31 protein-coding genes and 2 tRNA genes are annotated in these 26,494 nt (G+C 65.2%); 24 read left to right on the top strand and 9 right to left on the bottom strand.

The features are described from left to right. The first annotated feature begins 1 nt into the window (after position 1). From B5F74_RS05095 to B5F74_RS12525, 14 genes are all read left to right on the top strand, one after another. Positions 2-361: a DUF5361 domain-containing protein gene (locus B5F74_RS05095; RefSeq protein ID WP_087200589.1), complete on the top strand. Its 360-nt coding sequence runs from the start codon at positions 2-4 to the stop codon at positions 359-361. Beyond that, a complete protein-coding gene (locus B5F74_RS05090; protein ID WP_087200587.1) occupies positions 361-2,697 on the top strand; it encodes a hypothetical protein in 2,337 nt (778 codons plus the stop codon). The genes B5F74_RS05095 and B5F74_RS05090 overlap by 1 nt, the downstream gene beginning before the upstream one ends. Continuing rightward, the gene (locus B5F74_RS05085; RefSeq protein ID WP_087200584.1) at positions 2,694-3,431 is read left to right on the top strand and encodes a distal tail protein Dit; all 738 of its coding nucleotides are present in this window, start codon (positions 2,694-2,696) and stop codon (positions 3,429-3,431) included. The genes B5F74_RS05090 and B5F74_RS05085 overlap by 4 nt, the downstream gene beginning before the upstream one ends. After that, on the top strand, positions 3,431-6,052 hold the full coding sequence (locus tag B5F74_RS05080; protein WP_087200582.1) for a phage tail spike protein: 2,622 nt from the start codon (positions 3,431-3,433) through the stop codon (positions 6,050-6,052). Before B5F74_RS05085 ends, B5F74_RS05080 begins: the two co-directional genes overlap by 1 nt. An 8-nt stretch (positions 6,053-6,060) precedes the next feature. Further along, complete coding sequence (locus B5F74_RS12365) at positions 6,061-6,714, top strand: carbohydrate-binding protein (protein WP_158095701.1); 654 nt, start codon at positions 6,061-6,063, stop codon at positions 6,712-6,714. Further along, the gene (locus B5F74_RS05075) at positions 6,711-7,805 is read left to right on the top strand and encodes a BppU family phage baseplate upper protein (protein ID WP_158095700.1); all 1,095 of its coding nucleotides are present in this window, start codon (positions 6,711-6,713) and stop codon (positions 7,803-7,805) included. The genes B5F74_RS12365 and B5F74_RS05075 overlap by 4 nt, the downstream gene beginning before the upstream one ends. Before the next feature lie 13 nt (positions 7,806-7,818). Further along, positions 7,819-8,730 (top strand): DUF6273 domain-containing protein, encoded by a 912-nt coding sequence (locus B5F74_RS05070; protein WP_087200578.1) that lies wholly within the window; start codon positions 7,819-7,821, stop codon positions 8,728-8,730. A gap of 114 nt (positions 8,731-8,844) precedes the next feature. After that, positions 8,845-9,255: a hypothetical protein gene (locus B5F74_RS05065; RefSeq protein ID WP_087200576.1), complete on the top strand. Its 411-nt coding sequence runs from the start codon at positions 8,845-8,847 to the stop codon at positions 9,253-9,255. A 32-nt stretch (positions 9,256-9,287) separates the two neighbouring features. Continuing rightward, positions 9,288-9,416: a DUF6273 domain-containing protein gene (locus B5F74_RS12765; RefSeq protein ID WP_343217548.1), complete on the top strand. Its 129-nt coding sequence runs from the start codon at positions 9,288-9,290 to the stop codon at positions 9,414-9,416. 219 nt (positions 9,417-9,635) lie between these two features. Further along, the gene (locus B5F74_RS05060) at positions 9,636-10,745 is read left to right on the top strand and encodes a hypothetical protein (protein ID WP_087200574.1); all 1,110 of its coding nucleotides are present in this window, start codon (positions 9,636-9,638) and stop codon (positions 10,743-10,745) included. 62 nt (positions 10,746-10,807) lie between these two features. After that, entirely contained in the window at positions 10,808-11,254 is a 447-nt protein-coding gene (locus B5F74_RS05055; protein WP_087200572.1) for a carbohydrate-binding protein, read from the top strand. 12 nt (positions 11,255-11,266) lie between these two features. Beyond that, positions 11,267-11,611, top strand: coding sequence for a hypothetical protein (locus tag B5F74_RS05050; RefSeq protein WP_087200571.1), 345 nt, complete (start codon positions 11,267-11,269; stop codon positions 11,609-11,611). A gap of 6 nt (positions 11,612-11,617) precedes the next feature. Then, complete coding sequence (locus B5F74_RS05045; RefSeq protein WP_087200569.1) at positions 11,618-11,854, top strand: phage holin; 237 nt, start codon at positions 11,618-11,620, stop codon at positions 11,852-11,854. Beyond that, positions 11,847-12,626: a hypothetical protein gene (locus B5F74_RS12525; RefSeq protein WP_087200567.1), complete on the top strand. Its 780-nt coding sequence runs from the start codon at positions 11,847-11,849 to the stop codon at positions 12,624-12,626. The genes B5F74_RS05045 and B5F74_RS12525 overlap by 8 nt, the downstream gene beginning before the upstream one ends. An 82-nt stretch (positions 12,627-12,708) precedes the next feature. On the opposite strand, the gene B5F74_RS05035 is transcribed toward B5F74_RS12525, so the two are convergent. The 5 genes from B5F74_RS05035 to B5F74_RS05015 form a co-directional block, all read right to left on the bottom strand. Next, a complete protein-coding gene (locus B5F74_RS05035) occupies positions 12,709-12,891 on the bottom strand; it encodes a hypothetical protein (protein ID WP_087200565.1) in 183 nt (60 codons plus the stop codon). 600 nt (positions 12,892-13,491) lie between these two features. Beyond that, positions 13,492-13,974 carry a GNAT family N-acetyltransferase gene (locus B5F74_RS05030; protein ID WP_087200563.1) on the bottom strand — a complete coding sequence of 161 codons (483 nt, stop codon included), beginning with the start codon at positions 13,972-13,974 and terminating at the stop codon, positions 13,492-13,494. Positions 13,975-14,377: 403 nt separating this feature from the next. After that, complete coding sequence (locus B5F74_RS05025) at positions 14,378-14,986, bottom strand: sugar O-acetyltransferase (RefSeq protein WP_239283362.1); 609 nt, start codon at positions 14,984-14,986, stop codon at positions 14,378-14,380. Continuing rightward, positions 14,983-16,017, bottom strand: a complete 1,035-nt coding sequence (locus B5F74_RS05020) for an ROK family protein (protein ID WP_087200562.1) — start codon at positions 16,015-16,017, stop codon at positions 14,983-14,985. Before B5F74_RS05020 ends, B5F74_RS05025 begins: the two co-directional genes overlap by 4 nt. Before the next feature lie 152 nt (positions 16,018-16,169). Further along, positions 16,170-17,363, bottom strand: a complete 1,194-nt coding sequence (locus B5F74_RS05015; protein ID WP_087200560.1) for a helix-turn-helix transcriptional regulator — start codon at positions 17,361-17,363, stop codon at positions 16,170-16,172. Between the two features lie 72 nt (positions 17,364-17,435). Between B5F74_RS05015 and B5F74_RS12760 the strand changes: the two genes are divergently transcribed. From B5F74_RS12760 to B5F74_RS05000, 3 genes are read left to right on the top strand one after another with little or no spacing between them, the layout of a single operon-like run. Then, on the top strand, positions 17,436-17,807 hold the full coding sequence (locus B5F74_RS12760) for a PadR family transcriptional regulator (protein WP_343217547.1): 372 nt from the start codon (positions 17,436-17,438) through the stop codon (positions 17,805-17,807). Continuing rightward, positions 17,804-18,499 (top strand): DUF1700 domain-containing protein, encoded by a 696-nt coding sequence (locus tag B5F74_RS05005; protein ID WP_087200557.1) that lies wholly within the window; start codon positions 17,804-17,806, stop codon positions 18,497-18,499. The genes B5F74_RS12760 and B5F74_RS05005 overlap by 4 nt, the downstream gene beginning before the upstream one ends. Positions 18,500-18,511: 12 nt before the next feature. Then, complete coding sequence (locus B5F74_RS05000) at positions 18,512-18,796, top strand: hypothetical protein (RefSeq protein WP_087200555.1); 285 nt, start codon at positions 18,512-18,514, stop codon at positions 18,794-18,796. Between the two features lie 371 nt (positions 18,797-19,167). On the opposite strand, the gene B5F74_RS04995 is transcribed toward B5F74_RS05000, so the two are convergent. Beyond that, on the bottom strand, positions 19,168-19,728 hold the full coding sequence (locus B5F74_RS04995) for a hypothetical protein (RefSeq protein WP_087200553.1): 561 nt from the start codon (positions 19,726-19,728) through the stop codon (positions 19,168-19,170). Between the two features lie 164 nt (positions 19,729-19,892). On the opposite strand from B5F74_RS04995, the gene B5F74_RS04990 reads away from it, so the two are divergent. After that, positions 19,893-20,345, top strand: a complete 453-nt coding sequence (locus B5F74_RS04990; RefSeq protein ID WP_087200552.1) for a zinc ribbon domain-containing protein — start codon at positions 19,893-19,895, stop codon at positions 20,343-20,345. A gap of 159 nt (positions 20,346-20,504) precedes the next feature. On the opposite strand, the gene B5F74_RS04985 is transcribed toward B5F74_RS04990, so the two are convergent. Further along, positions 20,505-21,176 (bottom strand): Ltp family lipoprotein, encoded by a 672-nt coding sequence (locus tag B5F74_RS04985; RefSeq protein WP_087200550.1) that lies wholly within the window; start codon positions 21,174-21,176, stop codon positions 20,505-20,507. A 122-nt stretch (positions 21,177-21,298) separates the two neighbouring features. Further along, entirely contained in the window at positions 21,299-21,577 is a 279-nt protein-coding gene (locus tag B5F74_RS04980; protein WP_087200548.1) for a hypothetical protein, read from the bottom strand. Between the two features lie 211 nt (positions 21,578-21,788). On the opposite strand from B5F74_RS04980, the gene B5F74_RS04975 reads away from it, so the two are divergent. The 6 genes from B5F74_RS04975 to B5F74_RS04950 all read left to right on the top strand — a co-directional run bounded on the left by B5F74_RS04975 (position 21,789) and on the right by B5F74_RS04950 (position 25,438). Further along, on the top strand, positions 21,789-21,998 hold the full coding sequence (locus tag B5F74_RS04975) for a hypothetical protein (RefSeq protein ID WP_087200546.1): 210 nt from the start codon (positions 21,789-21,791) through the stop codon (positions 21,996-21,998). A 165-nt stretch (positions 21,999-22,163) separates the two neighbouring features. After that, complete coding sequence (locus tag B5F74_RS04970) at positions 22,164-22,943, top strand: ADP-ribosylglycohydrolase family protein (protein WP_087200544.1); 780 nt, start codon at positions 22,164-22,166, stop codon at positions 22,941-22,943. A 107-nt stretch (positions 22,944-23,050) separates the two neighbouring features. Next, a tRNA-Gly gene (locus B5F74_RS04965) sits at positions 23,051-23,126 on the top strand. Between the two features lie 46 nt (positions 23,127-23,172). Beyond that, a tRNA-Cys gene (locus tag B5F74_RS04960) sits at positions 23,173-23,246 on the top strand. 565 nt (positions 23,247-23,811) lie between these two features. Beyond that, positions 23,812-24,450, top strand: coding sequence for a hypothetical protein (locus B5F74_RS04955; protein WP_143753786.1), 639 nt, complete (start codon positions 23,812-23,814; stop codon positions 24,448-24,450). Between the two features lie 241 nt (positions 24,451-24,691). Continuing rightward, a complete protein-coding gene (locus B5F74_RS04950) occupies positions 24,692-25,438 on the top strand; it encodes a GyrI-like domain-containing protein (RefSeq protein WP_087200540.1) in 747 nt (248 codons plus the stop codon). 302 nt (positions 25,439-25,740) lie between these two features. Here the strand turns inward: B5F74_RS04950 and B5F74_RS04945 are convergent, their stop codons facing one another. Beyond that, entirely contained in the window at positions 25,741-26,490 is a 750-nt protein-coding gene (locus B5F74_RS04945) for a VTT domain-containing protein (protein WP_087200538.1), read from the bottom strand. Between the last annotated feature and the right edge of the window lie 4 nt (positions 26,491-26,494).

Raw genomic sequence — 26,494 nt, 5'->3', positions numbered from 1 at the left:
CATGACGCGCGCCGGCGCCACGCTCGGCGATATTCCGGCGCGCGTTCCCTGGACGGCGCTCAGGAGCTTCGTTGAGCATCTCGACTCGTCGAGCGAGCTCATGAAGGAGATGCACCCGGAGACCGCCGACTGGCAGGGCGCATCCCGCGTCCCGATGATCCTCGCGGACATCTACGACCTGCTCGCGATCTTCCGGTGGCAGTACGCCACCGCGAACACCAAGAAGGGCAAGAAGAAGCCGAAGAAGCCGAAGCCCTACGAGAGGCCGGGGGCGTCCAGGGAGAAGAAGGGGACGCGCATCGGGCGCGACCCCATACCGATCAGTGAATTCGATACATGGTGGGACGGGAGTGATGATTGATGCCGTCCGGAAACGTCATCGCAACCGCATGGGTCGAGATCAAGCCCGAGATGCAGGGCATCCAGAAGGAGGTCTCGAGCGAGCTAAAGGGCGTCGACTCGGACTTCTCGAGCGCGGGAAAGTCGGCGGGCTCCGGCTTCTCCGGCTCCTTCAAGGGCGCCATCGGGGCGCTCGGCGGCGCCATCGCCGCCATCGGGCTGTCAGAGCTTACGAGCCAGGCGGCCGAGTCGAACATGGTCATGTCGCGCCTGTCCGCGTCGGCCGAGAAGAACGGCGTCTCGGCGCAGGCCATGAACTCGGCCTACAACGGGCTCATCGGCGTGCTCGGGGACACCGACCGCACCGTCGAGACTGCGGGCAACGCCTTCGCCATGTGCGGCGACAACGAACAGCAGCTGCAGACGCTCACCACGGCGCTCACGGGCGCCTACAGCCAGTTCGGCGACGGCATGCCCATCGAGGCGCTCGCCGAGGCCGCGAACGAGACCGCGAAGTGCGGCACCGTGACCGGCTCCATGGCAGACGCGCTCAACTGGGTCAACGCCAGCACGCAGCAGTGGAGCGCGGCGCTGTCCGGGCACACGGCGGCGCAGGACGCCTTCAACGCCGCCATCGAGAGCGGCGCCACGAAGGAGGACGCCTACAACGCCGCCCTCGCCGCCTGCTCGAGCGAGCAGGAGCGCAACCAGCTCGTCACGCAGACGCTGTCGGCGCTCTACGGAGAGGCGGGGCAGGCGTACCTCGACGCGAACAAGGAGCTCATCGCCTACAACCAGTCGCAGGACGCGCTCAGCACGGGCATGACCGCGATCGGGACGGCGCTCATGCCGCTGCAGACCGGCCTCAACAACCTGGCTGCCGGCGCCCTCAGCACGCTCGCGCCGATCGTGAGCGGCCTGGTCTCCGGCTTCACGCAGTTCGGCCAGGGCATCATCTCGGCGGTCTCTCCCGCGGTGGCCCAGGTCATGCCGCTGTTCCAGCAGCTCGGCACGACGGTCACCGGGCTCGGCGCGCAGCTGGCGCCGCTCATCACCCAGCTCGTGGCGCAGCTCGCCCCGGTCATCTCGCAGATGGTCGTGACGATCGCGCCGCTCGTCGCGACGCTGCTCTCCACGCTCATCCCGGCGATCGCGCAGATCGCGGCTGCGCTCATGCCGCTCATCTCCACGCTCGTCACGTCCCTCATGCCGGTGCTCACGCAGGTCGTGGCCATCGTGCTGCAGGTGGCGACGCAGGTGCTCGCGGCGGTTCTGCCGGTCATCACCCAGATCATCACGGCGCTCACGCCGCTCATCGAGACGATCATGAGCGTGCTCGTGCCCGCCATCCAGGGGATCCTCGACGTCGTGAACGCGGTGTTCCCGGTCATCCAAGCCGTGATCCAGACCGCCATGGACGTGATCAGCTCCGTCATCTCGACGGTCATGGCCGCCATCTCCGGCGACTGGTCCGGCGTGTGGGAGGGCATCAAGTCGATCGCCTCCTCGATCTGGGAGGGCATCAAGTCGATCGTCTCGGCCGCCATCGACGCGGTCTCTGGCGTCATCGACAGCGTCCTCGGCGCCATCAAGGGCACGTGGGACAGCATCTGGGGCGGCATCAAGTCGTTCGCCGAGAGCGTGTGGGACGGCATCAAGAGCACGGTGTCAAACGCCATCGACAACGTCTCGTCGACCATATCGTCGGTCATGGACTCGGTGAAGGGCGCATGGGACAGCGCGTGGTCGGGCGTCCGCAGGACGCTCGAGGACGCGTGGAACGCCATCAAGAACGGCGTGCAGTCCGGCATCGACGGGGTCCTCGGGTTCGTGAGCGGCCTGCCGGGCCGCATCCTGTCGGCCCTCGGCAACGTCGGGAACCTGCTCTACAACGCGGGCCGATCCATCATCGACGGCCTGCTCAGCGGCATCAGGAACGCGGTCAGCGGCGTCTACAACTTCGTGTCCGGCATCGCCGGCACGATCGCCTCGCTCAAGGGCCCGATCCCATACGACCTGCGCCTGCTCACGCCGAACGGCGAGGCGATCATGGAGGGCCTGCGCGCGGGAATCTCGGGCGGCCTCGAGTCGGTACTCGCCGACGTGCGTGAGGTGGCGCCCAAGATCGATGCCGAGGTCTCGCGCAGCGCTCCGGCGCTCGCCTACGAGGCGCAGGCGCCGGCATCGGTGCAGCAGCGTGGGGACGACGAGGTCCTCGCCGCGCTCGCGCGGGCGAACGGCCTGCTCGAGCGCCTGCTCGAGAAGGACACGGACATCTACATGGACGGCACGAGGGTGTCGGCTCAGCTCGCGCGCCGCCAGCGCTCGACGCTCGCGGGCAGGGGGGTGATCGCATGAGGCCGGAGCTGACCCGCCGGACCGACCCGCCGAGGCTCGTGGTCGGCGGCCGCGACCTGTCCCGGTTCTTCACGGTCACCTCGGCCCCGCGACCGGTCGTGCCCGAGCTCGAGATCACCGAGGTCTCGGTGCCGGGGGCAGATCGGTCGTACGTGTCCGGCGTCGCCGCGAAGGCTTACGACTGGCCCGTAACCGGCTACATCAACGGCTGGAGCGACGCTGAGGTGGCCGACGTCCGGCGCAAGCTCGACGCCGCCCTCTACTCCCCGACCGAGCGCGAGGTGCAGGTCCCCGACGACCCCGCGCTCTCGCTCATGGCACTCTACAAGGGCGGCTCGTCGCCGGAGCGCCATCGGCACCTGCCGGCGGTCGACCTCATCTTCCGCGTGACCGACCCTATCGCCTACGGACGCTCGCGCCGCGCCGAGGTGGCCGGCACCGGCCAGATCATGACGGGCGGCACGTGGCCGGCGCGGCCCGTGGTGACGGCTACGCCTCCGGCTGGTAGCAGCTGGACCATTATGAACCGCACGACGGGCGAGTTCGTCCGCGTGCGGGCCGACTTCGACGGCCGGCAGACCGTCGAGCTCGACATGGGGCTCGAGCGCTGCCGGGTAAACGGGTACGACCACGCAGTCGACGTCGAGAGCGACTTCTTCGCGATCTCCGGCAAGTGCGAGGTCTACGTCTCGGGCGGAACCGCCGCGCTCGAGTGGCGTGAGAGGTGGGTGTGATGAGGGTCGACGTCTACGACCGCCAGGGCGGGTTCGTATACACGATCGGCTCCTCCGCGCTCCTGTCGTTCGTCCACTCCGACGAGCTCAACGGCGACGACCACGTCGACATCACCACGACCTACCAGCTCTCGAGCGGGTACCGTCTCGTGTGGAAGGACCTCACGGGCAGGTACCACGAGCACATCTGCCAGGACCCTGTCGCCGGGAGGACCTCGGTCGGGTCGCCGACGTGGACGGACACCGCGATCAACTCCATCGCCGAGACGAGCGGCGACCGCATCGACGACAAGCGGCCGTACGGGTACAGCTTCCTCGCCGCCCTGCAGATCGCGCTCGAGCCGACGAGATGGCAGGTCGGCACCGTCGACCAGCCCGGGACGGTCTCCGACTCGCTCACCTTCTACCACACGACCGCCCGCGCGGCGATCAACGCCATACTCGAGTGCGGCGGCGAGCTCGAGACCGAGATCGAGGTCGGCCCGGCAGGCATCGAGTCCCGCAAGGTCTCGATTCGCGCCCACGTGGGCGAGCAGGGCGGGCGCCGTAGGTTCACCTACGGCAAGGACCTCGTCGGCGTCGAGCGGACCGAGCACTGGACCCCCATCACTGCCTGCGTCGGGTACGGCAAGGGCCTCGAGACCGATGCCGGCGGCTACGGACGCAAACTCACCTTCGAGGACGTCAACGGCGGGCGCGACTACGTCGAGGACCTCGACGCACTCGAGCTCTACGGGCGCCCGGACGGCAAGGGCGGCCTCGCGCACATCTGGGGCACCTACGAGAACCAGGACTGCGAGGACGCGAGCCAGCTCCTCGAGGAGACCCGCGCCTACCTCGAGGCGCACAAGGACCCCGGGGTCACATACGAGGCGAGCGTCATCGACCTCGTCGCCATGGGCAGGACGTGGGAGGGCGTGGCGAAGGGCGACGACGTTCAGCTCGTCGACACGTGCTTCACGCCGACGCTGCGCTGCCAGGGGCGCGTGAGCAAGATCTCGACCGATCTTCTGCAGGGGACCTCGGAGATCACGCTCGGCAACGTCACGGAGACGCTCACCGACGCATGGCAGCAGCAACAGCAGCAGATCTCGAACATCAACAAGCACTCGCCGTCGTGGGACATCGCCGCGAACACGCCGTACGTCTACCTCGAGCAGCTCGTGGCGAAGCTCAACGAGCGCTTCAACGTGGCCGGCATGAGCTACACGCACACGAGCTTCGAGCACGGGACCATATGGTCGAGCGTGCCGCTCGACGAGGACGGGCGCCCGACGAAGGCGGGGGCGCAGGGCATCCAGCTGTGCAGCCAGGGCTTCCGCATCGCCGGCGGGACGAAGGCCGACGGGAGCTTCGACTGGAGGACCTTCGGCACCGGTTCCGGCTTCACGGCGGACCTCATCACCTCCGGCACGATCAACGCCAACCTCATCAAGGCGGGCGTCCTTCAGGTCGACCGGGACGGGCAGATTGTGTTCCGCGCGGACTTCGCGAGCGGCGACGTCATCATCTCCTCGACCGCCGCGGTAGGCGACTCCACGATCGGTGACTCCGTCGTGTCGAGCGCCGTCGAGTTCGGCCTGTCCGACAGCGCCGACGTGCAGCCCGCCGAATGGGGCGAGTCGGTCACCTGGCAGCTCGGGAAGGTGCTCTGGCAGCGCACCCGCTACACGACCATGGGAGGTGAGACGACCTACGGCGATCCCTTCGTGGTCGACACGGAGGAGGGCACCGGCGTCGTCTCGCAGACCGACCAGTACTACCTCAGCATTTCGCCGGACAGCCCGCAGGGCGGGTCGTGGTCCGACGCGCAGCCCGAATGGGTGACCGGCCGGCACTACTGGATGCGCAGGAAGGTCGAGTGGAGCGACGGATCGGTCACCTATGGCGACGCGTACCCCGCGACGGCCCTCACGAGCGCGAACCAGTCGACCGACGACCTTGACGCCGAGCTCGACGTGGAGGGCGTGTTCAACAGGCTCACCGACAACGGGCGCCTCAAGGGCGTCTACCTGTCGGGCGGCGAGCTCTACATCAACGGAACCTACATCAGAAGCGGCACCATCGACGCGAACCTCATCAAGGCCGGAATCCTGCAGGACGCGTCCGGCAGGAACTACTGGAACCTCATAACGGGGGAGATCAACCTCGACTTCACGCCGGACGGCATGGCCACGACCTCCTACGTCAACAGCCAGATCAGCAGCGTGAACAGCAGAATCAACACGACGAACTCGAACCTCAGCAGGGTCGAGCAGACCGCCGACGACGCCGCGTACGACTCGAGCATCGCCCGCAACGTGACGGACCGCATCTCCATCGGCAGATCCGGCATCACGATCACCGGCACGAGCGGGACCAAGATGAGCGTCGCGACCTACACGTCGGTGGGCTTCGTCGTGGACGCCACCATGGCGGAGATCAACAGCTCGAACGCCGGCCTCGGCATCAAGGACTGGGGCCTCGCCTACCAGACGACCGACGAGTCCGTGCGCCTCTGGGTCACGGACGGCACCTCGGGCGCGACGGGCGGCAAGGCGAACTTCTACGTCTCGGCCGGGTCGTGGCGTTTCGAGGTCAACGGCGACGGCGTCTACTACAACGGCACGAAGATCAACTAGGGGGAGCAATGCAGCTAAACGGCATCACCCTCACGGGCTACTCCGTGGGGGACGATCAGGCCATTTTCGAGCTCAGCGGGGCAAGCCTCGCCGCCGCGCTCGCGCTCAGCGGGGCGACCCTCACCATCACCCAGGACGGGGAGACCGTCGAGGTCCTGACCGGGTGGAAGGTCAAGACGCTCGACGACCGCGGCAAGACCCTGCGCATGACGTGCGTGCGCGACGACGGGGACGAGACCGGCGAGGCGTCCGCCGAGGGCAGCGCCGTCGCGGCCTTCGCGCGCATCGCGGTGCTCTCGCTAGACGCGACCGACGACCAGGCGGTCTCCATGGCCGCGCTCTACCCTGAGTGGTCGGGAGACGGCGTCGGCTACACTGCGCCGGCGTCGATCGTCATGCACGGGGGCGCCCTCTGGCGCTGCCTGCAGACGCACACCTCGCAGGCCGACTGGGCGCCGGGCGCCGCGCCGAGCCTCTGGTCGCGCATCGACCTCGCCCCCGACGGCATCCGCGTCTGGCGCCCGCCGACATGCGCCGAGGACGCGTGGAACCAGGGCGACCGCTGCCACCATCCCGGTGCGGCGGGCACGATCTACGAGTCGCTCTCGAACGGCAACTACACCGAGCCCCCGAGCAGGTTCTGGAGGGCGGTGGAGGCATGAGGAACGAGCAGATCATCTCGCTTGACCTGTCCAAGACGGGGCCCGGCGAGATCGTGACGGCCGGCCAGGGAGACTCCTCGGGCACGACCATCACGGCGGAGGTCTACGACAACGGCGAGGCGGCCGACCTCGCGGGCTCGACCGCGTGGCTCGTCGTGCTCCTGCCCGACCGCGAGCACTACTACCGGGGCGCCTGCTCGGTGTCCGGCTCGAGCGTGTCGTGCACCGTCGACGAGTCGAAGCTCTGCAGCGTGGCGGGATACACGGACGAGGCGTACTTCACGTTCACCAAGAACGGGAAGACGTTCTCGACCGAGCGCTTCGCCATCGAGATCTACCGCAGCGCCCTGGACGGCCAGGAGCCGTCCGAGAACTGGGACGCGGCCGTCGACGACCTCATCGCGAGGGGCGAGGCGGCGGTGTCCGCGGCGAACGAGGCCGCATCCGATGCGAACGGCGCCGCCGCGAACGCGGACGAGGCCACCGATGACGCGAACGACGCCGCAGCGAACGCCAACGCGGCCGCCGAGCTCGCGTCGGCGGCGACCACGGCGGCGTCCGGCGCCGCATCGACCGCCAACGACGCCGCCCAGAGCGCCATATCCGCGGCAGCGAACATCGAGTCGATGATCCGCGAGTCGCTCGGCGGCCTGTCGGACATCGGCGACATCGGAGGCGCGCTCGACAGGCTCGCGCGCGAGTCATGCAGCGGCGGGATCTACGTCTCGGGCACGTGGTACGTCAAGTCGAGCGCGGTCGAGTGGGACGGGACCGTGCTCACCGTCCACGGCTCCCGCCCGGATGACGGGAGGATGCACCTGCCGACCACGCGCTGCCGGGGCGAGGACGCCTACGAGCTCGCCCGGTCGGCGTCGGAGGCGGTGTCGACCATGAGCGCGACCGTCGAGGGCCTGCTCGAGTCGGTCGGCGTGCTCACGTCGGCGGTCAGGTCGCTCGCGCTGGCGGCCGGGAGCTACCCGGTGGTCGTGGGGGAGACCATGTACCTGCGCGGCGTCACCTACTCCTCGGGCAGGCTGACCGTCCCGGCGGCATCGCTCGCCAGCGGCAGGATGCTCATCTCGAAGCACTAGGAAGGAAGCCAAGATGGCAGAATACAATCTCAACCAGTTCGCGGACGACGAGGGCAATATCTACAACTTCTCCGACCCGACCGCCCGCGCGACCTCCGAGCGCGCGGACGGCGTTTCCGAGCGCAACCGCCAGCTCCTCATCGGGTCATACGGCGGCCGCGCCATCTCCGAGGTCTTCGCCAGCGAGATCGGCTCGACGAACATCTACACGTGGCTCAAGCAGAGAGCGTCCGCCGGCAACTTCGCCGGCATGATGATCGGCGACTACGTCGACGTGGCGGTGTCCCAGGGGACGAACGTCCCCGCGCAGACCTTGCGCTACCAGATCGCCCACTTCGACCCTTACTACCAGTGCGGAGACCAGCCCAAGGGCCACCATATCGCCTTCGTGCCCATGGCTCCCGCGACCGTGCAGGGCCCCAAGGCGGTCAACAGCTCCTACCTCCCGTGGCGAGCATCCGGCAACAACAACGGCTCGGCCGAGGAGAAGCACCCCTACCTGCTCTCCACGCTCCACGACTGGGAGATCAACGACTTCCTCCCGGCGCTGCCGACGGAGCTGCGCAACGCGATCATGAACCAGCGCGTCCTGCTGGAGGAGCGCTACTCGAGCAGCGAGACGCTCACCGAGTCGAGCGGGTTCAGCTGGGCGGATCTGGGCAAGGTGTGGTCCCCGTCCGAGATGGAGGTCTACGGATGCCCGGTGTGGGGCACGAAGGGCTACAGCGTGGGCTTCGATTGCCAGTTCGCCCTGTTCACCGACACGGCGGCCCGCATCAACGGGAATCGCGTCGCTCGGTGGCTCCGGTCCGTCATGGGCGGGTCTTCGTCGTCCGCGTGCTATGTCAACAGCGGTGGCAATGCGAACAACAACTCTGTCTCGCACGACTGGGTGCGCCCCTGGCCCTGCTTCCTCATAGGGTGAGTTATACTCACCCGTACCCGGCACACAGCCGGCGCACGCCTTGCGCGTGCGCCTCTCTCCCGTCGCCGACGCGACCGGAGTTCAAAATCATGAAGGGGGGGGGGACATTTTTTAATGAGCAGCGTTTACGCTCGAAACCGCCATCTGAGCAGCTTTGAGTTCTTCACCACGGCGGTCGCCCTGCGGGCCGAAATCGTCCGTTTGGTGACCTCTCAGGCGGTGCCGAAGAGCTACCGCTTCGTGCTTTCGGTCCCGATGGCGGAGACCGCGCGCGACCTCGTTCGGCACCTCGTGCAGTCGGACGCTTTCTATCCGAACAGCGAGCACGGTGTCAAAATGAGGAAACACTACATGACGCTCGCGATGGCCGACTGCGACCAGCTCGATCAGGACGTCCAGCTCATCCTGTCCCTCGGCCTCCCGGTGAGGCCGAGCCAGTTCGAGCCGGTCTGCGAGATGATCTCGAGGGAGATCGCCCTCATCAAGGGAGCCCGCGACCGCGTGAAGCTCATCGGCAGGGGGTAGGGTAGAATGGAGCCCATACGCCGGCATCTGGTATTCATCGCGTCAATCGATGGCTCCGGTCCGTCATGGGCGGGTCTTCGTCGTCCGCGTGCTATGTCAACAACAATGGCAATGCGAACAACAACTCCGTCTCGAACGACTGGGTGCGCCCCTGGCCCTGATTCCTCGTATCATTCGCCTGACCGGACGGGCTCCGCCCCGTCCGCCGCGCGTCAGAGGAAGGAGATGCCGACGGTCGGGCTTATGCCCGTGAACATGCGCCCCGCGGCCGCCGCCGTTCGCTTCTTGCATGGCCCGGCTTCTCGGCACCCGACCGGGTTTCATGGCCGGCGGCCAAGCGGATGCAGGATGCCGCTTAAGATCCGCGCGGGGCGCCCTCTATGAACAGCGATGAGAGGCGGGCGGCCAGGCGCGCGAGGCGCGACTCCAAAAGGGCGGCGAACCGGGCACGCAGGATAGAGGGATGCACGCTCGAGGCGGTGGCCGACGTCGACAACCTTTACGGCGCCGCGATGGGAGCGGCGAGGGGAGTCCGCTGGAAGGCGACCGTGCAGCGCTACATGGCGCGCGTGATGCGGAACGTGATCAAGGCGCGCCGGGACGTCCTGTCCGGCCGCGACATACGACGTGGATTCATCAAGTTCGACCTATACGAGCGCGGCAAGCTCCGTCACATATCGTCGGTCCACTTCTCCGAGCGCGTGGTCCAGAAGAGCCTCAGCAGGACCGTCCTCGCCCCGGCCATATGGCCGACGCTCACGGTCGGGTGCTCGGCGAACATCAAGGGCAAGGGGACCGACTACGCGATCGCGCGCCTCAAGGCTCAGCTCGTCAGACATCACCGGAGGCACGGGGCCGAGGGCTATGTGCTTCAGGTTGACTTCAGCGACTACTTCGCACTCATCGACCACGATGCCTGCAAGAGGCTCATCGACCGCGCGGTGGACGACGAGGGCGCGAAGAGGCTCATTTACGACCAGATCGACGCGAGCGGCGAGATCGGCCTGGGCCTGGGGTCGGAGCCCAACCAGATCCTCGCCGCGGCTCTGCCTTCGCCCATCGACCACCTCGGACTCAGGATGCCCGGCATCCTCGCGAGCGGCCGCTACATGGACGACAGCTACTACATCGCGCTGGACAAGGACACGCTGTGGTGCCTGCTCGCGCTCATAGAGATCGAGTGCGCCCGCCTGGGAATCGTCATCAACCCGCGCAAGACGAAGATGACGAAGCTGACGCGCGGGTTCACCTTCCTCAAGAAGCGCTTCTACTTCGGGGAGAACGGCAAGGTCGTGGTGAGGCCGTGCCGCGACTCGATAGCCCGTCAGCGCAGGAAGCTCAAGAAGCAGGCCGCGCTCGTGAGGGCGGGCGTGATGACGAGAGAGCAGGCGGTCCAGTCCTACCAGTCGTGGCGGGGCATGGTGATGCACCTGGACGCGCACGAGACGCTCCTGCGAATGGACGCTCTGTTCAAGGATCTTTTCAACTAGCGGTTATCAATTGTAAATATAGGCTGGCCCCGAAAGGGGCCTTTTTAATGGAAGGAGACACGATGGCGTTCACGGAAGATGAGGAGCAGGCCCTGCGCGGGATCATCGCGATCTACAAGTCGCAGGCACCGTCGCTCTCCGCCGACGTGGCCCTTACCGCCGCGGCGCTCTATCCGGAGTGGAGCGACGCCGCCGTTGACTACGCGGAAGGCGAGCGCGTCCGATACCAAGGCGTGCTCTACAGCTGCCTGCAGACGCACTCTTCGCAGGGGGACTGGGCGCCCGGCGCCGCGCCGAGCCTCTGGTCGAAGGTGCTCGCCGCGGGCGACTCCGACACGCCGGAAGAGGAGATCCCCGAATGGGTCCAGCCCGGCGCTGAGAACGGATACGAGCAGGGCGCCCGCGTGAGACACAACGGGAAGATCTGGGAGTCGACGTTCGACGGAAAGAACGTCTGGGAGCCCGGCGTCGTCGGCACCGAGGCGCTCTGGAAGGAAGTCACCGAGTAGGGAGGCGCGACAGTGGACTGGCTCACCGCGGTCGGCTGGTGTGCGGGGCCGCTCGCCACCGCCGCGATCGGATGGCTCGCGGGGAGCCTCAAGGCGTCCCGCGAGCGGGAACGCGCCCATGACGCGAAGCGCGACGCCGAGCACGCTGCCCTCATGGCGGGCATGCGCGAGGTCATGAGGGCGCAGCTCTACGAGATGCACACCCGCTACGTGGTCGACGGGCGCCCGATGCCCTATGAGGAGAAGGAGCGCGCCGACAGCGTCTACCGCGTCTATCACACGCTCGGCGGGAACGGCACGGGGACGCATATCCATGAGGAGTTGGTCGCCGCCTTCGTCGGCGGCAGGGAGGAGTAGGCAGGTATGGACTATACGAAGGATAGGATCGTGGCTATCGTGCGACTGGCCGTGATGCTCGTCTCCGCGGTGGCGGGCGGCGTCGGCCTCACGGTCGATTCCGATGCGCTCGCGACGATCGCTCTGTGCGCCATCGCGCTCGGCGTGGCGGTCTATTCGTGGTGGAAGAACGCGAATCTCACCGAGGCGGCGGCGAGGGCTCAGGAGTACCTCGACGAGATCAAGGCGAACCGCAATGCTTAGCTATCCCGAGGCCGCCGCCGTGCTCATGGAGCACCTGTGCACACACGACGCCCACGGGTACAGCCAGCCGAACCGGGCGGGCGTTGGCACCGGCGCCGCAGCCGGTGAGTACGTGACGCTCTCGGACGGCACGGTCGTCGGCATCGCGCCCGACGACCGCGACTGCTCGAGCGCCGCCATCGAGTGCTACGCGGCGCTCGGTGTGGACTGCGGCGGCGCCTGGTACACCGGCGACATGGTCGCCGACATGGTCTCGACAGGCAATTTCGAGAAGCTGCCGCGCTCGGCGTGGCGAGACTCCCTGCGAGGCGACCTGCTCGTCAAGCAGGGTGTGCACGCAGCCATGGCGCTCGGGTCCGGCAAGCTCGGCGAGGCGGCTCTCAGCGAGACCGGAGGCATCCACGGGCAGGTCGGCGACCAGACCGGCCGCGAGGTGCGTATCACGGCGATGTACGACGACGGATGGGACTGCGTGCTGCGGTACTGCGGTCCGGAGAGGGAGGACGAAGTGACCGACAAAGACATCGAGAAGATCGCCGCGGCGGTCTGGAACTTTAATCAAAACGGGGTCTTGATGCGCGACCGCGTGCAAGGTACCGACGAGGCTGCCAACGCTGCGCGCGAGCAGCTTACGCGCACGGACGATCCGAGTGGGCGCGAGGTGCACATGAACCTGTTCACTCATTTTAAGTGGGTCGCAGGCGCCATCCAGACCGGACTCGACTACCTCAAGGCCATCGCCGCGAAGGTCGGCGCGGAGATCGAAGAGTAGCGGCCGATTTATACTCAAAAGAGGGGCACCCTAGCAGGGTGCCCCTCTTTCTGTGCCCGTCTAGTGGATTCTGGCAAGGCGCTCACCTGCGGGTTTTCATGTCAGCGCGGACGAGTCCCTTCAGGTATTCGGTGACGTTCTCCTGCGACTTGATCCAGTCGTAGAGCTCGTCATCGTCCCCCGGTGCAGGGTAGAAGCGGATGACGACCTGCTTCGTCTTCTTCCGATAGGCGCTCTCGGCCCTCTTCTGAGCTTCGCTTCTCATATATATGTGAGCGATGGTACAATCGCCCCGAGGGCGGGGCGCGAGCTTTCGCCCGCGACCCGCTTTCGGCTATCGAGTCCTGGTCTCGGTGCTCTTGCGCCTCCACACGCTTATCCGCACCGTCCAGGACCCGACCCGAACCTCGAGGCTTATCCTTTCCATCGCAACCTCCTCTCGGTAGATCTTGAAGGACCCCTTGCCCTTCGATGGTTTAATTATAGGGTATACCCTATAATATTGCAACATGCTATTTGAATAATTTCCTCAGCTTTGTGTATCTCGCTTATTTAGCTAAGGCGCGCTAGAGGTCAATTCTTTCCAGCGGTTTTTAGCGCTTATAAGCGATGCCATACTATTAAATATGCAGGTAGATTGCATGTTTTAAGACTCGGTTTTTTGCTGACACGGAAGAGGTCACAAGTTCAAATCTTGTAACGCCCACCACGAAATTGCAGCTCGGGAGCCGAAAGGCTCCCGAGCTTTTTTCTTACGCCATCAAATCGAGAGGGATAGAAGGCCGACGAATCGGCCGATGTCTTCCTCTCTATTGCGGCGGATTTATTTGGATGGAAGGCACCCGTCGCCCCTGGAACGGTCCGTCTATGTGACGGGCGATATCGAAGAACGCATCGTGCGCGTCGCGGTTCGGAATCCATGGCGTTCATAGAACACAAGAGCGTCATCGTTGCCTTCGGAGACCGTGAGCTCGATTTCGCGAATGCCGCGCTGCGCGAATTCGCGACGCGCCCATTCCATGAGCTGCGAGCCGACGCCTTGTCCTCGCGCCTCGGGAAGCACGACTAGATCGTCGATGCTGCCGATGCCGTCATCGAGGCCGAGCTTGATGAGCCCGACGGGTCGATCGTCGAGCTCCACCACGGCGGCCCACCCGTGCCCTGATCTAAGCTCATCGCAACAGGCCTCGGTCCAATCTTCGACCGTGTGCTCGGTGTAGCGTGCCGCGTACGCATCCGAGATCTTGCGCTGATGGTTCGCCAGCTCCTGCAGGAACAGGCGAACAAGCTCTCGCTCGTCTTCGGAAGCGCGGCGAATCGCGAGCATGTTCTTGCTGTCTGCATCCATAGCGGGTCCATCCGTTCCGTGCGGCCTTCAGTACGGAACATGATAGCAAGCTCAGGACAGTCGATTTGGATTGCATCCAGGGGATCGGCGGAGCCCATAAGAAAGTGCCGACAGCTTGCTTTCGTGTTACGCGCCCGATGACACAAAACGGACCGTTTGGCACGCTATAGGGGGTTCGTAAAAGCTGTTAACGTGCCAAACGTCCGCTCTGTGTCATCGGTTCCCTGTAGATCACGTGCTGGGGCATCGCTGGGAACGTGGCGGGGTGGATCTGTCGACGTTTCCCTCAGGGGCGCACCGTTGGAAACCCGCTCCCCGCGTCGGCCACGAAGATCATCTCCCCGTGCCGGATGCTCGCCACGATGGCGGCGAGCCGTTCGTTCAGGATTCGACGATGCATGGGCTACTCTTCTCCCCGTCCGCATGCGGGACGGTCATTCTCGGTGATCTCGCGCAGCACGCGACAGGGGTTTCCTGCGGCCACGACGCCGGTCGGCACGTCGCGCGTGACCACGCTGCCCGCGCCGATCACCGCCCCGCGGCCCACGGTCACGCCCGGCAGGACCGTGACGTCTCCTCCGATCCACACATCGTCCTCGATGGTGATGGGGAGCGCTCGCTCGAGGCCGGCGTTGCGCTCCTCCACCGTGAGCGGGTGCTGCGCCGTGTATGCGCCGAAGTTCGGCCCGATGAAGACGTGCTCGCCTATGCGAATGGGGGCGCCGTCCATGAGGAAGGCGCCGTGGTTGATGAAGCTCCCGGCCCCGATGCTCACGTTGTAGCCATAGTCGACATACAGCGGCCCCAGGATCTCGACGCTTTCGCCCATCTGCCCGAGAAGCGCGCGCAGGATCTTCTCGCGGCCCTCGCGATCGCTCGGAAGCGTCTGGTTGAGCAGGAAGCAGGTGTCGTCCGCGCGCGAGCGCTCCTCGCCGAGCTCCGCATCGTTGTTCGCGTCGTACCAGAGCCCGCGATCGCGGCGCTGGGCCTCCGTCATGGTCTCGTTCGTCATATTCGGCTCCCTTCTTCTGGCGCCAAGCGCCCGATCGACAAGGGGTCCGAAAGGCGCGCATCCAGGGCGCGCGCTAGAAGACCCCTCAGATAGCAGTTCTCGAGGTCATCCCGGCGCTCGAGGTGCGGGACGAACTCTTTGGGAATCCACTGCTCCAACATGTACCGCACCTGCTCGAGCGCGGCATCCTCATCGAGAAGCCCGCCTGTGCACAGGATGATGTCCGGGTTGAGCGCCGTCACCACGGCCGCAAGCGCGTGCGCGACAAGCTCCGGGCACGGCTTCGAGAAGTCCTCGGGATCGGGTGCCGTGAGGGCGCCGTGCGTTCCCGCGGGTATGAAGCCCACCATTCCCGCGAACTGGCCGGCCCCCGTCACGACCGCGCCGTTTGCGATCGTCGCCGTTCCGGGGCGCACGCCCATGGGGAAGTTGGCAAGAGTCACGGTCTTCTTCGCATCTCCGAGTTCGCGAAAGAAGCCGTAAGCCTTGAGGTGCATGTCGTTGGCGGCAAGCGCGGGAACACCGAGTTCCCTTTCGAGGTCGGACACGATGTCCATGCCGTCGAGTTCCGGGAGGTCGCAGTGGCTGACGACGCCTTCGGCTACGATCCCCGGAATCCCCACGGACGCCTGCGCCGACTCCGGATGGGATCGCCTCCAGTCGCCGATAAGTCTCACGAGGGTAGCGCCGTCAAGCTCGGGCAGGCGCGTCTCGTCCCTGTCGAGGACGCGCCCGGTCACGGAAAGCACGGCCCTTACGAGCACGCGCGCTCCGCGATCGATGTCGACATGGGCGGCGAGAACGGGGGAGAAGGCCTCGTTTGCGCGATAGAGTTGCGCGGTCCTGCCCGCGCCCCCGTGACGAGCGCCCGCCGCAAGGATCTCGCCCGTGCGGTTCATATCGTTGAGGGCGGCGTTCACGGTGGCGATCGAGAGCCCCGTCAGGTCGGAGAGCTCCCGTTTGGTATGGGCCCCGCCCTTCCAAAGGATTCGTCGAAGCGCGCTGATGCTCGGTTCCAGCAAGTTTTTCACCAGCTTCCCCAGGTCAGCATAGTTATTACAGCAATTATTATAATGACTGTAATAATAGGGTCAAGACATGGATGGGTTGTTTGGGGACGGGTTCGTTCCAACCCATTCGGTTCCGTCCTGTCGGCAGATATATTGGGTGCTTCGTCCGGGCGCTATCCTATGCGGCCGTCCGGCTCCTTGCCCGACAGCCGCCGTGCGGCTGCGACGACCTCCCGATAGCGCGGGTCGTCTCCCGCGAACTGCCTCCATTCAGGCGATTCGACCGTTGCGACAAGGGCCTGTCCCATCAGCTTCGAGGCCTCGTCAGCCTGACGCGCCTTGTGTTCGGCCCATGCTTCGCCGGAGCGGGCGGGGTCGAGTTTGTCGACCAGGCGATCGTAGAGCGGGGATTCCGAGAGGGAGGGGGAGGGGACAGAAGCGGTCTTGGCGGCATCGACCGCGCGGCTCAGCGCCCCGACGGCGTCGCTCTGCTCGCCTGCTCGACGAAGCGCCTCGGCTTCCTCGAGCGCCATGCTGATGGGGTGCCAAGGGTTCACCGAGCCCATGTCCAGGGCGTCGAAGACCGTCTCGGCTGCCTTGCCGGCAGCGCGCGCGAACGCGGCGTCGCCCCGTATGCCCACCTCCTGCATGAGCGAGGAGAGCACGAAGCTCGCGGCGCGAAGCCGCTCTGCCTGCAGGAGGTCGAGGGCGTCATCGGTGCGATCGGTCTTGCGGTAGGACGAGACGAGCAGCATCACCGCGGTGCTTGCGTCCTGCCGCTTGGCGAGCGGCTCCAGCAGCGACACGGCCTCCTCATAGCGCCCTGCTTGGAAGAGCGTCGTCGCCTTCTGCTGCTGCGCAAGAAAGAGCACGGACGGGTCCGTCGCGACCTCGAGCGCCCGGTCGGCCAGGGCGAGCGCCTCTTCGGCGAGCGCTGCGGTGTCAGGCGCGCTGCCCTGCTCGGCCGCTGGGCCGAACGGCGTCGCCATGCCGTCGGCCCATACCGTGAGGAGCGATGCGAACATGAGCAGCAGGGTCGCATCCGAATAGTGCTCCGTCGCGAGCGCCTGCAGGCGTTCTCGGGCTGCTGGAAGGTCCTTCTCTCCCAGCGCGTAGACCTCGGCGTAGAGCGCGGCGGACTCCTCCTCGGTGAGCTCGTCGCGCCAGTCGAAGAGCTCGTCCAGCGTGATCGAGAACAACGCGGCGATGCACGGCAGCAGGCTCACGTCGGGCAGGTTTTGCCCGAGCTCCCATTTCGAGACGGCGGCCTTTGAGACCCCCAGGTGCGCGGCGAGCGCCTCCTGCGTGATGCCCATGCGGCGGCGCTCGCGCAGGATCGTGCGGCAGATATTGACGGATACGCTCATGATTTCTCCCTTGAAATGACGGATAGGTGGCTGCCGGCTGCCATCTTCAGTATGAGGTCGCGCACGGGTTGAATCAAAGGAGCGCTGGTTGACGTTTCTTGCGAGAGGTCAACCGGCGCTCGACAACATGCCCCGCCAGCTCAGGGAACCACCGGTCGATTCATCCTGCACCACGGTGGCACGCGGGCGAACGCAATCGATCAACGGGCTCCCGAGATCAGGGACGTCCCGGCATCCATGGGGCTCACGGAGTCCACGCTCTACCCGCTGCTTAAGCGTCTTGAGAAGGCGGGATGCATCACCGTCCGCTCCGCCGAGCATAACGGGCGGCTGCGCAAGTACTACCGCATCACGGAGGCTGGCAGAACCCGCATCGACGAGTTCTTGGCCGAATGGCCGTCCGTGCAGGAAATCTACCGCTACGTGGAGGGGGCGCGATCATGACGAGGGACGAGTTCGTTGAGAGGCTGGGCGAGCTGCTCGCCTGCCTGCCGGCAGATCAGGTGGAGGAGTCGAAGGAATTCTATGCCGAGGCCATCGCCGACCGCATGGAAGACGGCATGAGCGAGGAGGAGGCGGTCGCCGCGGTCGGCTCCCCGCAGGAGGTTGCAGAGGCGATTCTCGATGACCTTCCCGCCGTGCCGCGCGCGATCGCAAAGACCAGGCGCAAGGGGAATGCGGTTCTGTGGGCGCTGGCGATCCTGGGGTCGCCCCTGTGGATCGTCCTCGCTCTCGGCTTCGCTGCGGTGGCCGTCATGGTCTATATCTCCATCTGGGCGCTGGCGGCGTGCGTGTGGATCATCACGGCGGGCCTGGGTGCTGTCGGTGCCGCCGCGTTTGTGCTCGCGACCACCGGTATCGCGATCGGGCACGCTCCGTTTGTCCTTGCCATGACGGGGGTCGGCTTCGCCTTCGTCGGCACGACGCTCTTGCTGGGCGCGGGCGCGTGGACCGTCACCAAGCAGATCGCTCGGCTTTCGGTCCTCTGGGTGAAAAAGGCCCTCTCTCCCTTCCGCAAGGATCGCGGCCGCACCTCGGGCGGGACGGGCGGCTCCCTTTCCGCCGAGCCGCACGCCGGCGGCAACACGGCTTCCGATGGGCCCGCGCACTTCGCCGTCGCGAGTCCGCTCAACTAGAAAGGACAGGTTATGACCAGCGCAAAGAAGGCATATTTAGCCGTGTCGGGCGGACTGGTGGCGCTTGGCATCGTTCTCGCGGCCCTGGGGTTCCTGGTCTCGGGTTTCGATCCGAACGTGTTCACCGCGCAGATCGATATGCGCGACGACAGCATCGTGCTCGGTGGCGTCGAGGTGGACGATCCCACGGGCATCTTCCCCCTCGAGCAGATCGCGCAGCTCGGCGAGATCGACGTCTCGGCGCCCTCCGCACCCGATGCCCCTGTTGCGCCGTCGGCGCCGAACGAGGGGGAGTAGCGCAGGGGCGCTTCACGTGCGCCCCTTTTGCCGTCGCGGTTCATGCCGGCTGCTGATCTTGCGGTTTGCGTCCGTGGGTCGAACCGTGTGCTGCGGCGGGGCAGGGGAGGCTGTGGGCGGAAAAGTTGCTGAAAAATCGACGTTGTGGACGGCTCAAATCCGGACCCGCCCAAAACGGCACCTGCAGAGCCGGCGTTTCCGCAGGTAGCACCTGCGCAGGAAGTGCGCATTTCGGGGCATTCGGAAACGAGCCGTCCACAACGTCGATTTTTCAGCACTTCTTTGGGGCCGCAGCCTCCACTCGGCTTCCATCACGTCAAGTCGCTCGGGCCACGGGGCGGTTGCTTAAGGGCCCTCGACGTGCAGCGCGGCTAAAGCAACGCGGCGACCATCATAACGGCCGCGATGCCCGCCAAGACGAGCGGCACCGTCCTGTCGATAAAGGCGGGTACGGGCGGTAAGCGGTAGTACAAGACGTAGCACACGAGATTGATCGCAGAAAAAACGAGCACGGAGCCGCTGAGGATCGTCGGCCAGGGTTCGGCCAGCATATCCGCCTTCGACAGGGTTGCGACGCACCAGAGCTCGAAGACGCACCATGTCACGATGAGAAGCAGCTCGGTAGTGACCGGGCGTTCGAAAAAGCATCGCGTCGACAGGGCGAGCACCGCATACGCCAGAACTGCCGCAATAAGAAATTTCCATCCGGATATCGAATGCGTGCCAGCGATGCGCGCGATATCCCATCCCGCGGCCCCGACACCGCCCAGGCCCGTTGCCGCCGCGCCGCCGATGCAGGCGACGCCAACGCCGCGGATCAGGTCGCTCGGACGCGCTTTAGGTCGGAAGAAGATCGCCCACCAGGTTAGATAGAGCGCGGCGCACAGAGCCAGCAGCGCATGTCCCGCTATCACGCCATATACGGAGCCCATATCCATCTCCTCCGATGCTCGTCGCACCCATTGTGCGCTTCGTATGGGTTCGAGGCGCCGGGATATCGGCGTGCGACGCCTGAGATGCCGCAACGGGTTGTTGCTCGACGAGGGCGCTGCGCGCGGGGACAATGGTGGCAGGGCAACGACGAAAGGAGACCTCCATGATCATGAAAAACACGCTCGCGCGCCTGCGTCGCGAGCGCGGGCTGACCCAAGAGGAGTTGGCTCGACGGCTCTACATCACCCGCCAGGCGGTGAGCCGTTGGGAAACCGGGGCGACCGAGCCCGGCATCGACATGATCAAGCTCATCGCGCGCGAGCTCGATGTCCCCATTACCGAGCTGCTGGACATGCCCGAGCACTACTGCCAGAGCTGCGGCATGATGTTCACCGCGCCCGACCAGCACGGGCACAACGCGGATGGCTCCGAGGCGGAGGATTTCTGCCGCTGGTGCTATGAGAACGGAGCCTATACCTACGAGACCACGATGGACGAGATGATCGAGGACTGCGCTCCGCGCATGGCGGAAGCGATGGGCTGGACAGTCGACGAGTCCGCCTCGCTGCTTGGCGCGGTGCTGCCCACGTTGCGCCGCTGGAAGGATGGGGAGTAGAGCGCCGCGTCGGCGCGGTGCGCTTTTACGCGAAAAGCGGAGGTTCACAGGCGGAATGGCGGCGGGGCGTGCCGTGCCGCCCCGCCGCACGTGATGCCGCCACACGAGAAGGGGGCCGAAGCCTCCTGTCTCTTGAAGATGGCAGCTGTCTTGTCGTGTCTACAGATTCGCCACTGCGTAATCAGCCTCTTCTTGCGTAAACTTCTCGCCGTATTCAGAGGTCAGTTGATCGCGGATGGCCTCGGGTGACATGCTCATCGTCTCTTGGTAGTCATGCGCCTTCTCCAATGCATTCGCATTGTAGTCGGCCTGGAGATTGTCGATGGCGTACTGCGCTTCTTCGGCAGTGAACTTCTCCCCGTACTCAGAAACCAGCTGATCGAAGATTCCCTGCTTGGACATATGCATGGTGTCGCTATAATTCTGCGCCTTTGCCAGCGCGTTGGCGTTCCAGTCGGCACTGACGTTGTCGATAGCGTACTGGGCGGCCTCTGGAGCAAACTGTCCGCCATATTCTGACACCAGCTGATCGTAGATGCCCTGTTTGGACATGTGCAGGGTGTCGCTGTAGGAAGTGGCCTGCGTCAACGCGGAGAGGTATTCCGTGGGAACATCGGGATCGACCGCGGGCTCGGCTTCGGCTTCGGTCTGCTCCGTGCTCTCCTGGGATTCCGTTGCGGCGTCTTGTTGAGCGGTGGCGACGGGCTCAGATCCACCTTGCGGCGAATCATCGCTGCATCCCGTGAGCGCGCCGAGCGAGCCGATCGAGAGGGATAGCGCAAGAAAGGCGGTTGCGGGGATGCGGGCAGAGAGCAAGTAATTTCGTTTCATACCAATAGTTCCTTCCCAATTAACTGCTTGATACCAAGCTGGCCGCTAGAAGTCGTTGTCCGCGCCTGGATTCTCATGGGATTCGGCAGGTGCTGTCGCTTTCTCCTTATACGGCGCATCGGCTACGAAAGCATCGCTGACCATTGGGCCTGCAGGGCCAATACGATCGCTACCGAGAGAACGGAAATGACGAGCGCGACGACCGCAAGCGTCCGTCCGGACTTCTTGCCGCCCTTACGCGTGCTCACGAGGCTGCAAACGCCAAGCACCGCACCGACCAATCCAAAGATCGCGGACGCGTTGTTGATGATGGGGATGAAGCTCGTCAACAGCGCGATGCCGCCGAACACGAGCCCGATGATCCCGCTTGCCGACATCGGCTTGCTTTGCATGTCTTGCATGGTTCGATTTCTCCTTCACGATCTGCAACTACTTACCAGCATGTGGGCATCGTATCGCTCGAAAAGGAGGGTTTCATTAGCTGGGAGCTATTCGGAGCCGTGTGTCGGCGGCCTCCTGCGCGGTGGTATAGTTCGAGGTGTCATCGGGTGCCGCGGGGCCATCGCATACGTCTCGCGCGCCGATGGGGACCAACGGCCACAAGGAGGCACCATGGACGAGCACGGCATCGATCGAAGTACGAGCGATTATTGCGAGGAGCTGCCGGCTGAGGAGCTCCGGGACGTGGCGGGCGGCGTGAGGGCGCCCATGCTCAAGTACGTGTGCGGCTCATGCGGGTACACCACGTTGTCGACCATCGACATCACGGGAAGGTTCTGCGTGAAGTGCACGGACGGCATCATGCGCCGTTATATCGTCTAATTGGGACGCATCGCGATCAAATCCAATAGCCAATAGCCGGCAGCGGCCTTCACGTCGCCATCATGAGGCGCTTACAAGCCGACGCCTCCTCGGGTGGTGCGCGGGTCTCGCCTGACAACGCACGCAGGCCTCCCGCAAGGCGCTTTCCTGTAAAGGAGGACACCTATGGCAAGAACGCTTCGCGATTGCATATACGGCCAGGCGGTGGCCGACGCCCTGGGCGTTCCCTACGAGTTTCGGCCCCGGGGGACGTTTCTCTGCACGGGCATGATCGGGCACGGCAGCCACAACCAGCCGGCCGGCACGTGGAGCGACGACACGTCCATGGCGCTCGCCATCTGCGACAGCTATCGCGAGCTGGGGCGCATCGACGTCGAGGATATCCGTGCCCGCTTCGTCCGGTGGTACCGCCAGGGCGCGTACACCATCGACGGCCTCTTTGATATCGGGAACGCGACGCGCGCGGCTCTCGAGCGCGGGCACGGTCTTTCCGGCGAGTGGGACAACGGAAACGGCTCCCTCATGCGCACCGTCCCGCTCGCGTACACCGACGCGACGGACGATGAAGTGCGCGCCGTCTCCGCGATTACCCATGCGCACGCCGTCTCGACGGAGGCGTGCGTCGCCATGGTGAAGGTTGCGCGCGAGCTCATCGGTGGCGCCGAGGTCGCGGACGTGGCGGGGGATGCTGCCGGAAGATCCGCAAAGGGCATCAAATCCGGCGGTTACGTGCGCGACACGTATGAGGCCGCGTTGTGGTGCCTTGCGAACACGTCGAGCTACGCCGAGTGCGTGCTCGCGGCAGTCAACCTTGGGGATGATACGGATACCACCGCTGCCGTCGCGGGCGCGCTTGCCGGCATCGTCTACGGCATGGAGGGGATCCCGGACGAGTGGCTCTCCGCGCTGCGAGGCGCGGAGGTCATCGAGGCGTGCCTTTTCTGAGGGGGTGCGCCCCCCGCGCGGCTTTGCATTCGGGCTTTCCACGAGTTGTGGAGAGAATGAGGAGGGTTGCACACGCGAGATAATTCCCGTATAGTACTTCCTCGCAAGCGGACATGGCTCAGTTGGTAGAGCACAACCTTGCCAAGGTTGGGGTCGCGGGTTCGAGCCCCGTTGTCCGCTCCATCGCATGATTCGGGCCGATTGGAAGATCGGCCCTTCTCATATAGATGGCGAAGTGGCCAAGTGGTAAGGCAGAGGCCTGCAAAGCCTTTACCCCCGGTTCGAATCCGGGCTTCGCCTCCAGACCGTCACAGGGGCCCCCGCGGGCCCCTTTTCATTACGCTGCCTTCAGCCTTTCGCCGCCCTGTCGTTTAAAGCTCGCCAAAAGGCCCCTTTTCTTGTTGGTAATCCAACAAGAATCCGGCGCGCTCGTTAGATTCAAGGTAAGCGCCCGGTAAGCTTGCGAGGGCCTTTCTCAAAATGCGGCCGATGACTCGCGCGGATGGCCGACGCTGTACCCATTATGAGTATTGTGCTTTGCTTCCCACTCGCGTGAACCATTCACAACGCGCACAACGTCTCACTCGAGAGTCCCTCGCTACCCGACCAGAACATGCCGCTGCGAGGATATGCCCCTACCGTCGAGTCCATTCGTGCCGCCCGACAAGCGCTTGAACAGCTCGGCATCTCCCCGTACGACATGCGCGCTCTCGATGTGCTTGTTCCCTCTGAAGGAGACAAGCGCAACAGCGATAGCCTCCGCTGCCATGTGTGGCGCCTCGATCTGCCGGCGAGATCCCTCATCAAGCTTGATTCCGGCGTGTATCTTGCAGGCATAGAGCTCTGCGCTTTTCAGGCGGCGCGCACAATGGATGAATATGAGCTCATCGAGTACTACTTCGAGCTCTGCTCCTTCTATTCGATGCCGGAAGATCCGGCGGAAGACTATCGCGAGTTAAAGGAGCCAAGGACAACGGTTCGCAAGCTCAAAGACTACTTCCTGTCGCTTCCCGATGCATGTAGGGGGCGTTCCAAAGCGCTGCGTGCCCTGCGAAGCGTGCGCGAAGGATCGCGCAGCCCTATGGAGACTGGTATGACCATGGCCATCACCGTGAGGGTCGGGCTTGGCGGCATTCAGGTTCGCGACCTTTCGATGAAGCATAGGGTGGCTATCGATGAAGAGGCGCGGGGGCTTACGAGGCGCAAGGAGATCATCTTCGATGCCTATATCAAACGCGGCAGGCAGGATGTGGAATACCAGGGCGCGCGCCACAACGAGGAGCTGCAGAGCGCGATTGACAACGAGCGGCGCCATGTACTCCAGAAGATGGGATACAAGATCGTGGAGATCAACAAGCAGCAGCTGTTCGACAGGGAGGCGTTCCAGCGCGTCATGAGGACGATCAGCGAGAATGCAGGGATCAGGACCGGCAACCGCCCCGATGATTTCGAAGAACGTCAAGAGCGGCTCAGGCAGTTCATCATTCGCAGGTGGAGACAGCAGTAGGCGCTATGTAGACGCATGCAAACGAGGACGATGGCGGGCGTTACCCGCTAACAGGGCCCCGTAACTGTACCCAGAAGTGGGAGTGAGGCCCCTTTTGGACGCCCTCTCTCATAGTTCTGGGTACCGTTACGGGACCCTGTTAGCGGGTATCCTGGTAGAAGGGCCGAGGCGTTCGGCCCGGTGCCGGACTCGCTCGGGGCGCCTCGGGCGGCACCGCGCGCAGAAGGAGGAGGGCCGCGCCATGGCGTATGACTTCAAGAAGGAATACCGCGACCTGTATGTTCCCAAGGCAAGGCCGTCGCTTGTCGATGTGCCCGCCATGACGTTTGCCGCGATGGCGGGGACGGGGGATCCCAACGAGGAGGGCGGCGCGTACCAGCGTGCCCTCGGCGTGCTCTACGGGTTTTCGTATACCGTCAAGATGGCGAAGATGGGCGATTGGCAGCCGAAAGGGTATTTCGACTATGTGGTGCCCCCGCTCGAGGGCCTCTGGTGGGCGGGCTCCGGTGCGTTCGATGGCGCCTCGATCGCCGACAAGGGGGCCTTGTCCTGGGTGTCGCTCATCCGTCAGCCCGATTTCGTGACGCCCGAGGCGTTCGAGCGCGCCTGCGGCATGATGGTCGCCAAGAAGCCCGAGCTCGCGGATGCGGTCGAGGCGGGCGAGCTGAGACTCGTCCGGTTTGCCGAGGGCCCGTGCGCGCAGATCATGCACAAGGGGCCCTATGACGACGAGCCGGCGACGATCGCCCGCCTCTCGGATTTCATCTCGGCGCAGGGCCTTGCTGCCGATATCGCGGAGGGAGGGGAGTCGCCTGCGGGGCATCGCGCTACGAAGGCGTTCGATGGAGCCGCGATACTCGCCGCGCTCGATACCGGCGGCGCCGTGCCGACGGTCCGGTTGCATCACGAGATCTACCTCGGGGATCCGCGTCGCACCAAGCCGGAAAACCTCAAGACCGTGATCAGGCATCCGGTGCGCTCGGCCTAAAGGGTGCGGATGAATTTGCCGATTCCGGCCCGGATTCGAGTGCTTCCCGCGCGCACCGCGGTGTCGCCCGAATCGAGAGTACGCTATGGGAGCGCCGCCCTGTTGACTGTACGCTATAGCAACGTTTTTCGCCCGAAAGCGTTCCTATAGCGTACAGTCAACAGGGCGGCGTTCCATATGCGTACCGTCGATCCCCCAGCCTCCCCGGTCCGCGGGGCTCGAGGCCCTTTGATCAGCGGTTTCTAGGGGGCACGGGCACAATCGGTACCCACGTGCGGCAGGCGCCTGCGGATATAAGCGGGCTAGCTCTTCGCACGCCGCTTGATCACGGCGAAGATGCCCGTTCCGACGACAGCCAGGGCGACCGCCACCACGACCGCCGCAACTGCTGCCACCCAGTTGCCCTCGGAGGCGAAGCCCGCGGCGAGCGTCGAGGTGATGACGGACGGGATCCGTCCCACCGTGGTGATCGCGGCGATGCGCCACCACGGGCAGGTGGTGAGCCCCGCCACGTAGGTGAGGATGTCCTTCGGGGTGCCGGGTATCAGGAACACGACGAACATGATCAGCTCGAAGCGCGCGGAGTCGCGAAGCCAGGAGACGCCCTCGATCTGCTCGGCGGAGAAGAACGCGCGCACGACGCGCATGCCGAGAAGGCGCACAAGCAGCGTGACCAGCAGCGTGCCGACAAGGCTACCCGCAAGGCAGATGGCGGTTCCCTCCCAGAACCCGAACAGGTAGCCGGCGGCGAGCTCGACGGGCTCGCCGGGCAGGATGGCGACGGCGATCTGCGCCACGACCAGCGCCGTCATGGCGACCGGTGCGAACGAGCCCTGCGCATCGACCCACGCGCGCACGGCCTCGCCGTTCATGAAGAAGCCCCAGAGCTGCGGCCCGAACGCGATGCACGCGCCGATAAGCCCGGCGAGGCAGATGCCCCCGATGACCGCGGCGGCGAGCTTGCCGCACCTTGGGTGCTGCGCGTCGTCCCGCTTGCGCTCGGCGCTGCCGAATCCTGCGGGAACGAAGGTCTCCTCATTCGTCGTCGACATATCC

The organism is Collinsella sp. An271 (genome assembly GCF_002159695.1).
GTDB classification, from domain to species: domain Bacteria; phylum Actinomycetota; class Coriobacteriia; order Coriobacteriales; family Coriobacteriaceae; genus Collinsella; species Collinsella ihumii.
Note: the sequence above shows the minus strand (reverse complement) of the source record. Positions and strands in the feature narration are given on the sequence as shown.

Bases quoted from the DNA above. Each gene is read 5' to 3' on its own strand.
- B5F74_RS05095 (WP_087200589.1), top strand. From the start codon at position 2: ATGACGCGCGCCGGCGCCACGCTCGGCGATATTCCGGCGCGCGTTCCC.
- B5F74_RS05090 (WP_087200587.1), top strand. From the start codon at position 361: ATGCCGTCCGGAAACGTCATCGCAACCGCATGGGTCGAGATCAAGCCC.
- B5F74_RS05085 (WP_087200584.1), top strand. From the start codon at position 2,694: ATGAGGCCGGAGCTGACCCGCCGGACCGACCCGCCGAGGCTCGTGGTC.
- B5F74_RS05080 (WP_087200582.1), top strand. From the start codon at position 3,431: ATGAGGGTCGACGTCTACGACCGCCAGGGCGGGTTCGTATACACGATC.
- B5F74_RS12365 (WP_158095701.1), top strand. From the start codon at position 6,061: ATGCAGCTAAACGGCATCACCCTCACGGGCTACTCCGTGGGGGACGAT.
- B5F74_RS05075 (WP_158095700.1), top strand. From the start codon at position 6,711: ATGAGGAACGAGCAGATCATCTCGCTTGACCTGTCCAAGACGGGGCCC.
- B5F74_RS05070 (WP_087200578.1), top strand. From the start codon at position 7,819: ATGGCAGAATACAATCTCAACCAGTTCGCGGACGACGAGGGCAATATC.
- B5F74_RS05065 (WP_087200576.1), top strand. From the start codon at position 8,845: ATGAGCAGCGTTTACGCTCGAAACCGCCATCTGAGCAGCTTTGAGTTC.
- B5F74_RS05060 (WP_087200574.1), top strand. From the start codon at position 9,636: ATGAACAGCGATGAGAGGCGGGCGGCCAGGCGCGCGAGGCGCGACTCC.
- B5F74_RS05055 (WP_087200572.1), top strand. From the start codon at position 10,808: ATGGCGTTCACGGAAGATGAGGAGCAGGCCCTGCGCGGGATCATCGCG.
- B5F74_RS05045 (WP_087200569.1), top strand. From the start codon at position 11,618: ATGGACTATACGAAGGATAGGATCGTGGCTATCGTGCGACTGGCCGTG.
- B5F74_RS12525 (WP_087200567.1), top strand. From the start codon at position 11,847: ATGCTTAGCTATCCCGAGGCCGCCGCCGTGCTCATGGAGCACCTGTGC.
- B5F74_RS05035 (WP_087200565.1), bottom strand. From the start codon at position 12,891: ATGAGAAGCGAAGCTCAGAAGAGGGCCGAGAGCGCCTATCGGAAGAAG.
- B5F74_RS05030 (WP_087200563.1), bottom strand. From the start codon at position 13,974: ATGGATGCAGACAGCAAGAACATGCTCGCGATTCGCCGCGCTTCCGAA.
- B5F74_RS05025 (WP_239283362.1), bottom strand. From the start codon at position 14,986: ATGACGAACGAGACCATGACGGAGGCCCAGCGCCGCGATCGCGGGCTC.
- B5F74_RS05015 (WP_087200560.1), bottom strand. From the start codon at position 17,363: ATGAGCGTATCCGTCAATATCTGCCGCACGATCCTGCGCGAGCGCCGC.
- B5F74_RS05005 (WP_087200557.1), top strand. From the start codon at position 17,804: ATGACGAGGGACGAGTTCGTTGAGAGGCTGGGCGAGCTGCTCGCCTGC.
- B5F74_RS05000 (WP_087200555.1), top strand. From the start codon at position 18,512: ATGACCAGCGCAAAGAAGGCATATTTAGCCGTGTCGGGCGGACTGGTG.
- B5F74_RS04995 (WP_087200553.1), bottom strand. From the start codon at position 19,728: ATGGGCTCCGTATATGGCGTGATAGCGGGACATGCGCTGCTGGCTCTG.
- B5F74_RS04990 (WP_087200552.1), top strand. From the start codon at position 19,893: ATGATCATGAAAAACACGCTCGCGCGCCTGCGTCGCGAGCGCGGGCTG.
- B5F74_RS04985 (WP_087200550.1), bottom strand. From the start codon at position 21,176: ATGAAACGAAATTACTTGCTCTCTGCCCGCATCCCCGCAACCGCCTTT.
- B5F74_RS04980 (WP_087200548.1), bottom strand. From the start codon at position 21,577: ATGCAAGACATGCAAAGCAAGCCGATGTCGGCAAGCGGGATCATCGGG.
- B5F74_RS04975 (WP_087200546.1), top strand. From the start codon at position 21,789: ATGGACGAGCACGGCATCGATCGAAGTACGAGCGATTATTGCGAGGAG.
- B5F74_RS04970 (WP_087200544.1), top strand. From the start codon at position 22,164: ATGGCAAGAACGCTTCGCGATTGCATATACGGCCAGGCGGTGGCCGAC.
- B5F74_RS04955 (WP_143753786.1), top strand. From the start codon at position 23,812: ATGGATGAATATGAGCTCATCGAGTACTACTTCGAGCTCTGCTCCTTC.
- B5F74_RS04950 (WP_087200540.1), top strand. From the start codon at position 24,692: ATGGCGTATGACTTCAAGAAGGAATACCGCGACCTGTATGTTCCCAAG.
- B5F74_RS04945 (WP_087200538.1), bottom strand. From the start codon at position 26,490: ATGTCGACGACGAATGAGGAGACCTTCGTTCCCGCAGGATTCGGCAGC.